Annotated in this window: 15 protein-coding genes; 6 read left to right on the plus strand and 9 right to left on the minus strand. The window is 48.0% G+C overall.

Features of this window, described 5'->3' with window-relative positions; genetic code table 11:
• Position 1: 1 nt before the first annotated feature.
• Together ANT_RS07140 and ANT_RS07145 are read left to right on the plus strand one after the other, a co-directional pair.
• Positions 2-979 carry an alpha-ketoacid dehydrogenase subunit beta gene (locus tag ANT_RS07140; protein WP_013559837.1) on the plus strand — a complete coding sequence of 326 codons (978 nt, stop codon included), beginning with the start codon at positions 2-4 and terminating at the stop codon, positions 977-979.
• Complete coding sequence (locus ANT_RS07145) at positions 972-2255, plus strand: dihydrolipoamide acetyltransferase family protein (RefSeq protein ID WP_013559838.1); 1284 nt, start codon at positions 972-974, stop codon at positions 2253-2255. Before ANT_RS07140 ends, ANT_RS07145 begins: the two co-directional genes overlap by 8 nt.
• A gap of 55 nt (positions 2256-2310) precedes the next feature.
• Here ANT_RS07145 and ANT_RS16235 read toward each other — a convergent pair whose 3' ends face one another.
• Positions 2311-4725 (minus strand): transglycosylase SLT domain-containing protein, encoded by a 2415-nt coding sequence (locus ANT_RS16235; RefSeq protein WP_155818049.1) that lies wholly within the window; start codon positions 4723-4725, stop codon positions 2311-2313.
• Positions 4726-4881: 156 nt separating this feature from the next.
• Between ANT_RS16235 and ANT_RS07155 the strand changes: the two genes are divergently transcribed.
• Positions 4882-5535: a response regulator gene (locus ANT_RS07155; RefSeq protein WP_155818051.1), complete on the plus strand. Its 654-nt coding sequence runs from the start codon at positions 4882-4884 to the stop codon at positions 5533-5535.
• Between the two features lies 1 nt (position 5536).
• On the opposite strand, the gene ANT_RS07160 is transcribed toward ANT_RS07155, so the two are convergent.
• From ANT_RS07160 to ANT_RS07195, 8 genes are read right to left on the minus strand one after another with little or no spacing between them, the layout of a single operon-like run.
• Positions 5537-6385, minus strand: coding sequence for a TIM barrel protein (locus tag ANT_RS07160; protein WP_013559841.1), 849 nt, complete (start codon positions 6383-6385; stop codon positions 5537-5539).
• Between the two features lie 3 nt (positions 6386-6388).
• On the minus strand, positions 6389-6775 hold the full coding sequence (locus ANT_RS07165) for a diacylglycerol kinase family protein (RefSeq protein ID WP_013559842.1): 387 nt from the start codon (positions 6773-6775) through the stop codon (positions 6389-6391).
• Positions 6776-6778: 3 nt separating this feature from the next.
• On the minus strand, positions 6779-7231 hold the full coding sequence (gene ybeY / locus ANT_RS07170) for an rRNA maturation RNase YbeY (protein ID WP_013559843.1): 453 nt from the start codon (positions 7229-7231) through the stop codon (positions 6779-6781).
• Positions 7228-9363 carry an HD family phosphohydrolase gene (locus tag ANT_RS07175; RefSeq protein WP_013559844.1) on the minus strand — a complete coding sequence of 712 codons (2136 nt, stop codon included), beginning with the start codon at positions 9361-9363 and terminating at the stop codon, positions 7228-7230. The genes ybeY and ANT_RS07175 overlap by 4 nt, the downstream gene beginning before the upstream one ends.
• A gap of 1 nt (position 9364) precedes the next feature.
• Complete coding sequence (locus ANT_RS07180) at positions 9365-9811, minus strand: GatB/YqeY domain-containing protein (RefSeq protein ID WP_013559845.1); 447 nt, start codon at positions 9809-9811, stop codon at positions 9365-9367.
• Between the two features lie 25 nt (positions 9812-9836).
• Positions 9837-10391 carry a helix-hairpin-helix domain-containing protein gene (locus ANT_RS07185; protein WP_013559846.1) on the minus strand — a complete coding sequence of 185 codons (555 nt, stop codon included), beginning with the start codon at positions 10389-10391 and terminating at the stop codon, positions 9837-9839.
• Positions 10392-10424: 33 nt separating this feature from the next.
• Positions 10425-11321: a DUF1385 domain-containing protein gene (locus ANT_RS07190; protein ID WP_172634584.1), complete on the minus strand. Its 897-nt coding sequence runs from the start codon at positions 11319-11321 to the stop codon at positions 10425-10427.
• Positions 11318-12712 (minus strand): dipeptidase, encoded by a 1395-nt coding sequence (locus ANT_RS07195; protein WP_013559848.1) that lies wholly within the window; start codon positions 12710-12712, stop codon positions 11318-11320. The genes ANT_RS07190 and ANT_RS07195 overlap by 4 nt, the downstream gene beginning before the upstream one ends.
• Positions 12713-13062: 350 nt before the next feature.
• On the opposite strand from ANT_RS07195, the gene ssnA reads away from it, so the two are divergent.
• The 3 genes from ssnA to cofE are packed head-to-tail and all read left to right on the plus strand — an operon-like array spanning position 13063 to position 15879.
• Positions 13063-14421, plus strand: coding sequence for a putative aminohydrolase SsnA (gene ssnA, locus ANT_RS07200; protein WP_013559849.1), 1359 nt, complete (start codon positions 13063-13065; stop codon positions 14419-14421).
• Positions 14422-14425: 4 nt separating this feature from the next.
• Positions 14426-15103, plus strand: a complete 678-nt coding sequence (npdG, locus tag ANT_RS07205; RefSeq protein ID WP_013559850.1) for an NADPH-dependent F420 reductase — start codon at positions 14426-14428, stop codon at positions 15101-15103.
• Between the two features lie 8 nt (positions 15104-15111).
• Complete coding sequence (cofE, locus tag ANT_RS07210; protein WP_013559851.1) at positions 15112-15879, plus strand: coenzyme F420-0:L-glutamate ligase; 768 nt, start codon at positions 15112-15114, stop codon at positions 15877-15879.
• The last annotated feature ends 1 nt before the right edge of the window (position 15880 follow it).

Here is a 15880-nt window from a genome sequence, read left to right on the forward strand (position 1 = left end):
TATGGCACGAATAACCATGCGTGAAGCAATTTCTCAGGCTTTATGGGAAGAAATGGAGCGTGATCCCAATGTCTTCATTCTTGGTGAAGAGGTTGGGGTTTGGGGTGGAACCTATGCGGTGACAAAAGGTTTTTACGACCATTTTGGTCCTGAACGGGTTAGAGATACACCCATTGCAGAGGCGGGAATCATCGGGGCTGCGATTGGTGCTGCGCTGACTGGTTTGCGTCCTGTTGCTGAACTGATGACCATTAATTTTGCTTTTTCTGCGATGGATCACATTGTCAACCAGGCGGCTAAACTCCACTACATGTTTGGGGGACAAATGGTTTTGCCCATGGTGATACGCGCTGTAGGCGGGGGGGGGCGTCAGTTGGGAGCCACTCACTCTCAAACCCCCGATGCAGTGTTTGCGCATTTCCCTGGTTTGAAAGTGGTTGCTCCAGGCACACCGGCCGATGCCAAAGGTTTACTTAAAGCCGCTATTCGCAGCAATGATCCTATCCTTTTCATTGAGCATGCCACCTTGTATCAAATGCGGGGAGAAGTTCCGGAAGGCGATTACACCGTACCGATTGGAAAATCTACCATTCAGCGCCCTGGAAGAGATGTCACCATTGTAACCTACAGTAAAATGCTTGAGATCTCGCTTAAAGCCGCTGATCAACTGGCAAAAGAGGGCATTGAGGTGGAGATTGTTGATCTGCGCACTCTCCGTCCTCTGGATATGGAACCGGTGCTTGAATCCTTCAAGAAGACGAATCGTGCCGTCATTGTGGAAGAGGGGTGGAAGTCCTATGGGGTAGGCGCTGAAATTGCCTCCCGCATTTATGAGGAAGCCTTCGATTACGTGGATGCTCCGATTCGCCGTGTGGCGCAAAAAGAAGTTCCTTTGCCCTATAACCGTACGCTGGAACAAATGGCACTGCCAAAGGTCGAGGATGTCATTCAAGCGGTCAAGGAGGTGCTGAATGGCTGAGACCATTAAGATGCCCAAATTGGGCTTTGACATGCAGGAAGGGACACTGGTTCGTTGGGTCAGGCAAGAAGGCGAAGCCGTTGAAAAAGGACAGGTGCTGGCAGAAATTGAAACAGATAAGGCAACTGTCGAGGTTGAAGCCAGTGTGAGCGGAATTGTTCATCGTCATCTGGTAGAGCAAGGGGCTGTTGTTCCGGTTGGGACGCCTATTGCCATTATTGCGGCCCCCGGCGAAACGGTTGCCGAAGAGCCGGTGGCAGGTGTTTTGCCTGCTAAAAATGTAGAGGAAGCGGCTGAAAAAGAAGCCGTTTCTCTGGCACAGCCATCTGTCAGTGGTGAAGAGCAACGCATCAAAGCCTCGCCTTTAGCCAAGCGTCTGGCAAAAGAGCATCAGGTGGACTTGAACGCGGTGCAGGGAAGTGGCCCTGGTGGGAGAATTGTGCGTAAAGATATCGAAGCCTACCTGGCAATGATAAGAACGGCGGTGCCCCAGGCTGTGGAGGTACCGATTCCGACTCCCTCTGTGTCTACATCACCAGCCCCTTCCTCAGGTTTTACTCTACCGGTATGGACTGCCCCGGAGAGCGTTCCAGCGGATGAGACTGTTCCCATGGATCGGTTGCGCCAGGCGATTGGGCGTCGTATGGTGGATTCAAAGCAGAACTACCCGCATTTTTATATTACTCGTTCGTTCAATGTTGAAGCCCTGATGGCTTTGCGAGAGCAAATTAATCAGGTTATGCCAGAAGGGCAAAAATTAACGCTGAACGATTTTGTGATCAAGGCGGTTGCATTGGCTTTGAGAAGTTATCCTAACCTGAACGCTTCGATTTCCGGGAATGCCATTCTCCGACATGGACGCGTGAATATTGGGGTGGCAGTGGCCGTAGAGGGTGGTTTGCTCACTGTGGTATGTAAAGATGCGGACCAGAAGCCATTGAGAGTCATTTCTTCAGAAATTCGGGATATGGTTTCTCGTGCCAGACAGGGAAAAGTACGCCCTGAGGATATTGAGGGCTCGACTTTTTCTATCAGCAACCTTGGCATGTTCGATGTCGAAAACTTTATGGCGATTATTAATCCCCCAGAAAGTGGTATTCTTGCAGTGGGAGCGGCTCAAAAAGTGCCGGTTGTGGTTGGCGACGAAATTAAAACCGGTCTCCGGATGAAAGCTACCCTTTCGGCAGATCATCGCGTGACCGACGGTGCTGAAGCCGCGCAGTTCATGCAGGTACTGGCTCGTTATCTGGAAAATCCTATCTTGCTTCTGGTTTAGCCTTTCCGAAGGAAGATTGTATGGGGCTGTCTACTTGACAGCCCCAATTCTTTTTTCAGGGTTTTTGTTCATAAAACAGACGGTATAGATTGTAAAGTTCGACAATGTTCATGATGTATTGACGAGTTTCATCGAACCGAATCACTTCCAGAAATAAATCAGGATCGTTGTTTGCAAGTTCTCTCCAGATCAGTGTGTTCCCGGCACCACCATTGTAAGATGCAAGGGCTGCGTACAGGTCCCCATCAAATAGACGAATCTGACGAGCCAGGTAAGATGCTCCAAATTCAATCGAAACCAGAGGCCGCTCCAGATCTTGCAAGTCAAAGTTGGGGGGCCATTGCAGTTGGTTGGCAATTTCCTGTGCCGTGGGTGGAATAATTTGCATCAACCCTCTGGCATTTGCAGAAGAGATTGCTGCTGGGTCGAAGAGGCTTTCTTGGCGAATAACACTTAGAAGGAATAAAGGATTCAAATTGTACTTAAGCGCGGCTTGTTGAATTAGGCCTTTGAAATACACGCCAAATCGAATGTGATTGAAGTAGCGCGGAGCGCTCAGGGTGGATGCGTCGTCAAAACCAGCCAAATCGAGCACGCGCCTTGCAGAGAGAATGGCTAGCCGGTACAGGTTCTTTTCCAGGAAAAAGTTGGTCAGTTTGTATGTGTTTACCGGGTCATTCAGATATTGTTGCCGAACTTTCTCAAATTCACGGAGCGCGTATTCGTACATTCCCAATTCAAGGAGGATTGTGCCTTTCTGGAAGGCCGGCGATAAGCGCAGTTCAGATAAATCGTTCAAATCCACCTCGGGTGGAATGGAAAATTTCGTTCTCAGCCAGGCTTCTGCCTCTTCCTTTTCCAGATTCAGGTCGTAAGCCAAATTGATTGGATTTTGGCTTTGGAAAGGAGATCGTCCCACCAGAAGTTCTGAAGCTCGCTGGCTGTAGTATCCCGTGGGATCTCTCTGTACAGCCTGTTCCCACGCAATTTTTGCTTGTTGAAGATTGTTTTCTGCCTGATAGGTTTTTCCGACCCATAAATAAGCCGCGGCTTGATCTTCAGGATTGTCCGAAAGAATCAAAAAGCGTTGAAAAATTAAACGGGATTGGGAAAAATCATTCAAGCGGTAAAGGGTAATTCCAGCAAGAAATAACGCACGTCGGCTGATTTCTGCTGCCGGAAACTTCTCGTGACATTCCTGCCAGGTTTCCACCGCTTTAGTGAGGTAATTTCCTCTTTCGAATATTCTGCCTGCCTCAAAAAGGATTTGTGGGGCATCTTCGATATCCCCGGCTTTGTTCACATAATCCATAAGAACTTGGGCAGCAGTTTGATAGTCGTTCAGATATGCCCATAAAATATAGGCTTTTTGCTGGTAGGCTTTTACCCAAAAGCGGTCATTGGGATTTTTCTCAATAATGACATCAAAATCGGCTATTGCGTTCCCATATTCTGACATGTAGAAACGACTCATTCCACGATAGTAGAAAGCCGTACTGCTAGGTGCTTCCTGGCTATCAATGTAACGTGTGAAAGCCTCGACAGCCAGTCCATATTGCCCTGCAAAGTAATCGACCAATCCCCGATTTAGCTCATCCACGGGTTGACCTGCCTTGATTAATTCCACCAACCCCGAATAAGAATCGTAAGCCATCGGGTAATTTGTCACTGAATCCTGGAAACGGGCATAGGCTTGTTCTGGCACGCCTAGATTGAGATAAATCTGTCCCAGAAGAAAGTTGATTTGTGCTTTAGCGTATTGGTTGGATGTGCTCTCATAGGCACTTAAGAACTCAGAAATTGCTGTCGAAGTATCCTGGGCACGTGCAAGAGCCCTGGCTTTCTTGATTTTTAACCACACTGCGTCTGTATCGGCGGGCAAGGCATCCAGAGCCATCTGATACGCCTGAGCAGCTTCTGCCGGACGTTGGGCATTCAAGAGGGCATCTCCTCGCCATTCTTGAATGTAGTCATTCAGGACAGGAGGAATTATCTCTGCTAATTTCGCATAGGCATCAGAGGCTGCATCAGGTTTGTTAAGGGCTTCAAATGAAAGGGCCAGGTGTAACCAGGCAGTGCCGGCATTTTTACTTTGAGGGTTTTGGGTAATTCCCTGCGTTAATTCTTTGATAGCCTGTTCGTAATTTCTTGATAGATAAGATGTCTTTCCCAATTCGATCAGGGCTTCTGCTTGGATCTTTTCATCATTGGTGGTTGTTAAGATGTTTTGGAACTCTTCTCTAGCACGATCAAAATCTCCCATAAAAAGATGGCTCTCGCCCAGTTCCAATCGAATGCTTGGGAGGGGAGTGGGCGAAGAGGTTGGACTTGGCTCAGGGGTTGGGGGCTGAAGAGCGGTGTTGGCCGTTGGTGTTTCTAAAGAGATTTGTTGTCCAACCTGAAGTGGAATTCCACACGAAATAATGAGGAAAGAGAAGAGTAAAATGACGGCAAGAGGTTTCTTGAACATATACTGGTGCTTATACTGGAAGTGTAAAGGGATGTCAATACTTGGGGAGAATCCTGATAAGGCCAGGAAATTTTTCCAGTAAAGAGCGGGTTTGCCAAAGGCCAACCCTTGTCAGGAGTAAGGCGCTCATTTATACTGAATATGGAGGTTCTTGAGATGCCAAGACAAAGAATTCTGCTGGTGGACGATCATGAAGTCGTGCGTATTGGCTTAAAAGCCTTATTAGAACACCATGCTCAGTTTGAAGTCATTGGTGAAGCCTCAACGGCAAAAGAAGCCATCGATATGGTCTCGCGGTACCACCCTGATATTGTCCTGATGGACATTCGTTTGCCTGGTGCATCAGGGATTGAAGCCTGCGAAGAAATTACCACCCGTTTTCCAGATACCCGGGTGGTTATGTTAACATCCTATGCAGAGGATGAAATGCTTTTCTCGGCGATTCGTTCTGGTGCATCTGGATATATCCTCAAACAAATTGGTGGTGAAGACCTGATCCGGGCATTAGAATCGGTGGGTAGAGGCGAGGCACTGCTTGACCCAGCGGTTACCCAGCGAGTATTTCAGGAAGTTCGTCGTGCTGTAAAAGAAGAAGAGGCTTCGGCTTTTGCCAATCTCAGTCAGCAGGAGAAGCATGTTTTATTACTGGTCTCGGAGGGAAAAACCAATCGCGAGATCGCCAAGGCACTTTTCCTTGGGGAAGGTACGGTGAGAAATTACGTTAGCAGTATTCTTTCCAAGTTAGGGGTCAGCAATCGAGCCGAAGCGGCAGCTTATGCTGTGGAGCATAACTTGAGAGAATATCTGTAGCCTATTCTCCAAACCATTCGATCCACCTTTGCTTCATTAGGAGAGCATCTTCTTCCAGCACCGGCGATTCGCACAGGATGCGGCCGGTGCATTTCTTTTCATAAAGCGCGGTGAATAATCCTTTCAGGTTCAAATCCGATTCTTCAAGTTTCAGATGGTTTTTTTCCCCTTTCTCGGAATACTCAATACCTGATAAATGAATGTGCAAAGACTGCAACGCATCTGCTCCCAGCGTTTCGGCAACCTGATCAAGTACCCTTAGCCATTCTTCGCGCGTGTTAAGGGCTCCTGTACCGGTACGGGCATGAAGGTGGGCAAAATCCAGGCATGGTTGGACATACTCTGGAAGGGCTTTGCTCATTTCCAGTACATCTTCAAGGGAGCCCAGCATGGCCGATTTTCCCATCGTTTCAGGTCTTAAGGTTACCCGTGTCCCCATCTCTTGCAATTCCCTGACACAGCCTTCGAGGCGTTTAATGGCTTTAGGGAGCACTTCTGAAGGTGGCATGGAAAAATATGAACCAGGATGGAAGATAATATCGGTGGCGCCGGCTAGGGCACCGTAATAGGCTGCATCCATCAGACGCTTGCGCGATTTTTGCCATTCGTTGTCATCGGCATTCAGGTTGATGAAATATGGGGCATGAACACTGATTTGAACATTATACGCTTTGGCAGCCTCTCGAATGGCATGACAGGTTTCTTCAGAAACTCGTACAGATTGAACCCAGCCAAGTTCAAATGCATATAAACCAAGGGAAGCCAGGTGTTGAATTGCCCCCACGCTGCCCCCCGGTTTCTTAGGGGTGGACAGAGGGGCTCCAACGGTACCAAACATAAACGGAATCATAAATCACCTCATGAAAACAGGGGCAATTTTTACCCATAGCGCAGGTCCAAGGATAAAAATCCCAACCAGAACGGCAGTAATAGCAGAAATGAGCACCGCTGCTGCGCCAACATCTTTACCAACTCGCGCCAGGGGGTGGTGGATGGGCATGGCTAAATCCACAACGGCTTCAAGTGCTGTGTTTAGAAATTCAGAGATCCACACCAGAGCAATGGTCAGGATTATCACTGCCCAATCCCTGGCTGGCAAACGCAACACGATACAAACAAGGATGGTCAGCACAGAGACAATTGCATGAATCCACGCATTCCGCTGAGTACGAATAACATACCACCAACCAGAGAAGGCATATCTAAAGGCTCTTAATCTTAGACGAATGAATTCATCCATAACTCATTCTGGAAGCCGCTTAATTTCACATCCCAACTGTTTGAGAATTTCGCTCTGAGTTTTCCACATTTTACTCTTTTCTTCCTCTGTCCCATGGTCATAACCTACCAGATGAAGAATGCCGTGGACAATGAGAAGGATGAGCTCGTTTTCTGTGGAATGCCCGGCTGTTTGGGCTTGTTCCTCTGCTCGCTCATACGAGATGAGAATATCTCCCAGATACTGTCGTTCTGTTTCGGGATCGAAAAAGTCCATCGTAAAGGAAAGCACATCAGTAGGAGCCTCTGTGCCCATAAATTGAGCATTTAAGGATTTGAGGGCTTCGTCATTTTGAATGCTTATCGTGACATCCGAATCGCTGTGATTTTCAACGCGAAGTGTCTCTTCTGCAGCGCGGATTAGAGGTTCCTTGCGTACTAATGCTTCATAGGCCTCATCAACAAAAAAATAAATCATTCTTTCTCCTTGACCGGGATGGATAAAACGGTTTCTTTTTGTGAGGAAAGATGTTGAACTTCCGGGTAGCGGATTCTGGGATGGTAAGTATTTTTAAGAGTTTGAACAAAAGACTCGGTAATTAAGGTCAGGTCTCTTAAGGTGAGACGGGTGTTATCCAGTTGACCTTCTTTGAGGCAATAGTCAATAACTTTTTTTACTACCGCCCGTATTTCTTCCTCGGTTTCAGGTAATTCTGCCCGTACCCGTGCCTGGGTGCCGTCGGCAAGCATGAGTAAGGCGGTTTCTCGAGAGGCGGGAGGTGGACCCGGATAACGGAATTGCTCAATATCGACCTTTGAGGAATCGCCGTTGGCTTTTTCCAGCGCTCGAGCGTACTGGTAACGGGTCACCATGGTGCCATGATGTTCTCGAATGAAATCCTGAATTCGCGATGGAACCCGATATTTTTTAGCCAGCTCAACACCATCCAGAACGTGCTGGATGATCACTCGTGCGGCATCTTCCGGAGGAAGATCATCATGAGTATCCAGGGAAGTTCCCGCTTGATTTTCGATGAAGAAGGCAGGGTTTAAGGCTTTGCCGGCATCATGATACATTCCTCCCACACGTACCAGCATGGCATCTGCCCCGATTTTTTCCGCGGCTTGTTCTGCCAGGACAGCTACCTGCAGGCTATGCTGGTAACTTCCCGGCGCATTTTGCATGATCAAACGGAGCAAAGGATGGTCGGGACGAGAAAGGTCCAACAACTGTAATGCAGTAGTCAATCCAAGCCATTGAGAGAAAATGTACTGGAAGAGGATAGTAAGGCTGGCAGAGGCAATGCCGCTCAGAAAAGCACTTCCAACGAGGGTGGCAATGCCAATCAAGTCTGTATAAGGAGAAATGAGGCGGTAAGCCACGACAACCGCGCTTCCTGTAGCGCCAATACAGATCCCTGCCCAGATAAAATGGCTCAAGCGTTGTGCTTTTCCCAGCACAAAAATTCCCACGATACTGCTGAGAAGATAATACACGGTAAGGTCAAGGCTATTCGTCGTCCCATAAGCAGTCAAGATGCTCAAAGGAATGGACAGGATAATACCCAGTTCCATCCCAAAGAGCGAAGTGATCGTTAATCCGAATGCAGGAATAGGGAATAAATACGGGACAACTGCGCGATTAGGGACGAGAGCGCGTGCGGAGAACAAAAAAATCAAAAAGAAAACAGCAATGATAAAGGAGAACCGTAAACTGCCGGAAATGGGGATATGCTTACGGTAGAAAAACAACCCGATTAAGGCAGTCAATACAAGGATCAGAGAGAGTAAAGAAATTAATTCTCGATTTCTATTGTTACTGCGAATTAATTTGTATTGTTGCAAGGCTTCATAAGTCAGTGGAGTAATTATTTGTCCACGTCGTACAATCGTTTCTCCCGCCACAAACTGCTTAACAACAGGTTGCACGGCCTCTCGAGCAGACTTCTTAGCCATTTCGGTTTGTTCCGGGCTGTACAGGCTGTTGGGGGTGATAAAAGGGCGAATAATTTTGGATACCAGTTGTGCTTCTTCGGGAGACAAAGAAAAACTGATCAGGGAAGGGATGCGCTTGATGGCTTCCTGCAACTGGTCTTCCCGAATGGTTTCTCTCATGCTTTGTTCAAGAACTCGTAAGGCTTCGTTCTGGATCAGTTCCCAATTTGTCTGATCCATTGTAATTAAAATGGTGGCTTCTTCCTCACTCAGATTCAGGTCTTTGGCTTTAAGTAAATCTTCTATTTTCTCTGCCGGCGAGGCAAATGAATCCAATCGTACGGTATTAACGTACTGGAATGTCACCCGCATTTTCTCGATTTGCCGCCGGGTAATGGAAGCATCGGAGGGCAGGTACACTGGCTGGGTTTTTTGTTCTGCTTCCTGACGGGCTTGTTCGGTGAGTACTTCGCTGACATAACTCAACGAATAAGGGGCTTCGATATCCTGTGGTGCAACGTCGCCCGGAGAAAGAGTATAAATGAGTGGACGGGAAGCAATTGGCAACCATAGAACGACAAAAGAAAGCCCGCTTGTCATCAGTAGAATGAAGGCTTGGAATAATTTACGGGTGTAGGGCGTAAGCAAGCGGGCTTTCAGAGTACTCAAACTCATACTAACCCTGTAACAATTTCCGAACCATTTGGCTGACCTGGTCTCCAGCGGCTCTACCCTGAACCTTGGGCATGAGTATTTTCATGACCTTGCCCATATCTGCTGGGGTTGTTGCATTGGCTTCCAGGATAGCCTCCCGTGCGATTTGCTCCAGTTCCTCCAGGGTGAGTTGTTTGGGCAGGAAAGACTCAATAACGGCAATCTCTGCTTTGGCTGCTTCTGCTAAGTCCGGACGATTGGCTTTCTCGGCATCTGCAATTGACTCGCGGCGGGATTTCAATTCTTTTTGCAACACAGCCACCAGAGCTGTTTCGTCCAGGGAGGCACCTTTTTCCACCTCGGCGAGTTTAATGGCGCTCAGAATCATACGCAGAGTGCGACGAGCCACTTCATCATTGCTGCGCATGGCTTCTTTCAGGGCTTGTTCAATGCTTTGACGGCTTAACATAATCAAATTATATCCTCCTAAAAGTTCATGGTGTGATGAAAATAAAGGGTTTTATCTTTTCAAAGGTTGCTTCCCCGATTCCAGAAATATTCATCAATTCCTCAAGTTCAGAAAATCCTCCGTGAGATTCTCGATATTGGATGATTTCTCTTGCGCGGTCTTCGCCAATTCCTGGCAAGGTCATCAATTCTTCGAAAGAGGCATGATTGAGGTCCACAAGTGGTTTGTCGCCTTGCTTTGTTCCTGAAGGAATGGGAGTTTCATCCATGGATGGGATGTAAATCTTCTGTCCATCTTTCACAGGGGCTGCTAGATTAATCTCCCGAAGATTGGCAGACTCGGTAGTACCACCTGCTGCCTTAACCGCGTCATGTACACGGCTTCCCCTTTCCAGAGTGTACACTCCAGGAGAATTTACTGCACCATCCACATGAACCTGGTATGGTTGTGGAGTGGGCGGTGGATAGAGGGTGAGCGGTATTCCGGTTGGACGCCGGGCAATGAGCAGGATGACCGCGCTTGCAATCAAGCCGAAGAAAAATGCCACCAGGTATTTTTGCCAGTCCTGCCATTCTTCCATTCGGCAATCCTCCCAACGAGATTCAGAAAAGGATTACATTTCTTGAGATTGTGAGTATTCCTTTTCCAGACGCAGCATCTCTGTAAAGGCTGTGATGGCAACCTGTAGCATAGAAGGGTCGGGTTCACGGGTGGTCAAACGTTGTAAAGCCAGATTGGGTTGAATCAGACTCTTAACCAGAGGGTTTTCGATGTGGTTCGCGCTCCAGCGAATGTACTCATAGGCAATCCCTGCCAGCACTGGCAGGAAAATCACTCTTGTAGCAATTCTCCAAAATGGTGTTAAGTCTCCTAAAAGCGTGAAAACGATAATGGAAACAATGATCAGTGTGAGCAGGAAAGATGTGCCACACCGGGGATGTTCCAGAGGATATTCCCGCACTTTTTCGGGAGTGAGTTCCGCTTCTCCTTCAAATGCATTGATGGTTTTATGCTCTGCCCCGTGATATGCAAAAACCCGTTGAATCTCAGGGATTTGCCCAATGCCCCAGATGTAACCAATCACAAAAATCAGCCGTACAACCCCCTCAATTAAGTTACTGGCAAAGGCGTTGATGCTTAAGAGGTTTTGCAGGAATTGAGCAATCCCTGCCGGTATCAGAAAGAACAAACCAATTGCCAGAATCAGAGAGACACCGACAGTTAAGATAGCAGACTTTCCCTCTAATTTTTCCTCCTCTGGCGCTTGTAAATTTGCAGATATGGTCAGAAAGCGCATTCCTAACCCCAGGGCATCCCAAAGGGCTATGACGCCACGAACAAAAGGCAATTGCCAGAATTTGGAGCGGTAAATATTGGAAAGAGGTTCAACATGAAGCGTAATTTGCCCTTCTGGAGTTCGCATTGCCGCTACCGCGACATAACGACTGCGCATCAGGACGCCCTCAATCAGAGCTTGACCACCGTAAGCAGGCATTCGTGGAGATTTCAATGTTTCAATCCTTCCTGTTCTGCCAGATTGAAGAAGAAATGGATTAAGGCTTCGATGCCCTTTTTCCATGTAGGAAGATGCAAGTGTTCATTAGGACTGTGAATCCGATCGTCGGGTAATCCAAATCCCGTCAGCACGGTTTCTATGCCGAGTATCTCTTTAAAGTCCCCAATTACAGGAACACTGCCACCTTCTCGTTTATAAATGGGTGGGGTTCCCCAAGCGGTTTCAAGAGCAGCAGCAAGTGCTTGGTTAGCTGGATGGCGAATATCTGTCATACATGGGTTACCACCGCCCAGATATTTCAACTCCCAGCGAACGGTTGAGGGCATGACATTTTTCAGGTGATGGAGCAGTTGTTCGTGAACTTCATGGGGATTTTGGTCGGGAACCAGCCGACACGAAATCTTCGCCATGGCATAGGACGGAATAATCGTTTTCGATCCCTGTCCGGTAAAGCCCGAATACAGACCGTTTACCTCCAGTGTAGGGCGCGCACCTATTCGCTCGGCGAAGTTAAATTCTGCTTCTCCCCACAAAGCAGGAACCCCGGTTTGCTCTAGCAGTACTTCGGATTCCAAAGGGAGACGTGCCAGTTCTTTTTTCTCCCAATCGGGTAGAGGTCTGACACGATCATAGAACCCTGGCAATGTAACAGTCCCGTTTTTATCGTGCAGGCCTGCAATGACCTCACAAAGCACCTGAGCCGGATTATGAATGACCCCGCCAAAAACACCGGAATGCAGGTCGTGGGAAGGACCGTACACAAGCAATTCAAAGAATGCCAGGCCTCTCAAAGCATATACAATAGTGGGCAGATGTGGTGCCAGCATCCCTGCATCAGGATTTAATGAAATATCGCTTGCTAACAGTTGACGATGGTTTTCGACAAAATTACGCAGGTGAGGAGAGCCAATCTCTTCCTCCCCTTCCACGATAAATTTCACATTTACGGGCATGCCATGAGTACTGCGAAGGGCATGATACGCAGCAAGCGTGGCAGCGATTTGTCCTTTCATGTCCGAGGTGCCCCTGCCTACCAGAAAATCCCCTTTCACCTGCGGTTCAAAGGGAGGGGTTTCCCATAATTCCAGAGGATCAACGGGTTGAACATCGTAATGGCCGTAAATCAGTACCACGGGTTTGTCTGGACCTGCAGATAAGTCCTCTCCATACACTACCGGGTGCCTCTGCGTGGGCATTACCTGAACATTTTGCAATCCAAGTGTTTCCATTTGATAAGCCAGTTCCGTTGCGGCTCTCTGGACGTCGCCTTGATTTTCGGGCAAAGTAGATATGGAAGGGATTTCAACAAGTTTTTTGAGGGAACTTATGTATTCTTCTATGTGTGAACGGGCGAACAAAATCGCTTCTTCCCGATGAATGCTCATAATGAAGCGCCTCCTAAAGAATAAATCTATCTTTCCAAATTATATGCAATTTCAGAAGGGTTTGCCATGTTTGGGATTGGACTGAGAGGAGTCGGCATCGTATTCGAACAAAGACTTGTGATAAAATTTTATGGAACACGGTGGTCGACTAAGTCTTTAGTCGGCGTCGAGCGGGGCATCGCTCGTCGAAAAGTGCCACAGTTCCAACCCGACCCTGAGGCGTGATGGAATGCAGAAAGAATCCACCGGTTTCCTGATGATATCTACCCAGACGATTGTTTCGATGATGTAAACCTGTTTCCGGCAAGCCTTTTGATGCTTGCCGGTTTGTTTTCATCTCAGGAGGTAGCATGCTGATTTTACGATGTCAAATTGTTCGATGGTCTGAGCCGAATGAAATTCTCTACAATGCGGCTGTATTAGTGCGCGATGGAAAAATAGTTGATTTTGGTCCCTCAAAAGACCTGGAGGAGAGATATCCCCAAGAGGAAAAATTGGACGCAAATGGACAATGGTTGATGCCAGGAAACATTTGTGCTCATACCCATTTTTATGGGGCATATGCTCGGGGAATGTCCGTTTATGGTACCCCGCCGGCTGATTTCCCTCAGATTTTGCGGAAACTGTGGTGGGGATTAGATAAGGCACTTTCTGAAGAAGACGTGTATTACTCTGCTCTGGTTTGTTTGATGGATGCAATTCGGCATGGCACGACGACATTGATTGACCATCATGCTTCTCCCAATGCCATTGATGGGTCCCTGGATCAAATTGCTAAAGCCGTGGAAGAAAGCGGAGTTCGGGCATCATTATGCTATGAAGTGACCGATCGTGATGGTGTTGCTCGACGAGATGCGGGAATTCGTGAAAATGTACGTTTCCTCCAGAGACTTCAGAAAGGGGATAATTTGGATGGGCGACTTTCCGGGATGTTCGGTTTACATGCCAGTTTGACCTTGAGTGATGAAACCCTCAGAAAGGCTCGGGAGGCCGTCCCTGAACACATTGGATTTCATGTGCATGTGGCTGAACACTCGGTAGATGAATATGACTCCCTTCAAAAGAGCGGAATGAGGGTTGTGGATCGCCTTTCGCATTTTGGAATTCTTGGACCTCGAAGCATTGCCGTGCATGCCGTGCATGTGGATGCACAGGAAATTTTCCAACTTTCTCGGACTCAAACTTGGGTTACCCATCAGCCGCGATCCAATATGAATAACGGTGTGGGTACTGCACAAGTTGAGTCGATGATGCGTGCAGGCATTCGTGTTTGTTTGGGAAATGATGGACATTCCAACACCATGTGGCAGGAATGGAAGTTTGCTTATTTTCTCCACAAACACGCCAATTTGGATCCTCGCCGTATGGGGGCTGATCAGGTAGTGCAGATGGGCGTTTACAACAATCGCGCTCTGGTGGAAACCCTGTTTTCTGGAAAGAAGGTAGGGGCTATTGAAGTGGGAGCAGAAGCAGACTTAATTCTGGTAGATTACCATCCCTATACCCCTGTAACAGAAGCGAATCTTCCCTGGCATATCATTTTTGGTATGCAGGAAAGCATGATTACCATGACCATGGTTGCCGGGAAGGTGTTGATGCGAGATCGCAAATTGATTACACTCGATGAACAGGGAATTTCTGAAGCCGTGCTCGCTCGTGTTCCCGCAACGTGGGAACGCTACAGGAAATTGATGGAACAGAAAGGATAAACGTATGGAATCACCAGAACAGACGATTGCAATCATTGGGGGAACAGGAAAAGAAGGCAAAGGCTTGGCGTATCGCTGGGCAAAGGCTGGATATACAGTCTTAATTGGTTCACGGGTTCGGGAGAAAGCCCTGGCGACCGTGGCGGAATTAAGAGAACGGTTGGGTGAAGCGGTTCGCATGGAAGGAATGACCAATCAGGAAGCCGCCGAAAAGGCAGATATTGTGGTGTTGACAGTGCCTTATGCAGCACATCAGGAGACGCTGCTTACTATTAAAGATCAAGTTCAGGGCAAGATTTTGATTGATGTGACCGTGCCCCTGATGCCTCCTAAGGTGACCCGCGTGCATATTCCTCCGGCAGGCAGTGCCGCTCAGGAAGCGCAAAATATTCTTGGACCGGATGTTCAGGTGGTCTCTGCTTTCCAAAATATTTCCTATGAACATTTACTCAATGATCATGAAATTGAGTGTGATGTGCTTGTCTGTGGTGGGACTCGAGCGGCTCGCGCAGAGGTGATTAAACTCGTAGAGGCCGCCGGTTTGACTGGATGGGATGCCGGCCCGATTGAGAATTCTATCGTGGCTGAGGGACTCACCTCCATATTGATTGGAATTAACAAGCAATATGGGGTTGAGTCTGCTGGTATTCGCATTACAGGTGTACAACGAAAGAAGGAGTAAAACAAGAAGTGTCTCTTCAAGTTCTCCCTATTTCGGGAATCCCTGAAATTAAGACAGGCGATGTTCTCAGTGAAATCATTCTGAAAGCGCTGGAAGAAAACAACCTCTCTTTACAGGATGAGGATATTCTGGTCCTCGCACAAAAAATTGTATCAAAAGCAGAGGGGAGATTTGTGAACTTGACCACCGTTACCCCTTCTGCAAAAGCGTACGAATACGCTGAGATTACACAGAAAGACCCGCGTTTCATAGAACTGGTTTTACGGGAAAGCCGCTCGGTATTGCGTTGCCGCCTGGGCACCATCATCGTGGAGCATCGCAATGGCTTTGTGTGTGCCAATGCGGGGATTGATCACTCCAACGTGCGAGGTCCCTGGGGTAATTCGGAAGATTGGGTGCTTCTCTTGCCTGAAGATGCCGATTCTTCTGCTCGAGTTATCCGCGATCAGGTTTTCCAGAAGACGCAGAAGAGAATTGGGGTGATGATTATCGATTCTCATGGACGGGCATGGAGGATGGGAACGGTTGGGGTAGCCATTGGGCTGGCGGGTGTCCCTGGTTTGGTAGATTTGCGCGGTAAACCGGACCTGTACGGCTATCGCTTAAGAATCACCATGATTGGGGCGGCGGATGAACTGGCAGCAGCGGCTTCTCTGGTCATGGGGCAAGCCGATGAAGGTACGCCTGTAGTTCTGGTTAGAGGGTTTCCTTATCCGTTGAGGGAGTCCTCCATCCAGGAGTTAATTCGACCCAAAGAATTGGATTTATTCAGGTAAG

The organism is Anaerolinea thermophila UNI-1 (genome assembly GCF_000199675.1).
Taxonomy (GTDB): Bacteria; Chloroflexota; Anaerolineae; order Anaerolineales; family Anaerolineaceae; genus Anaerolinea; species Anaerolinea thermophila.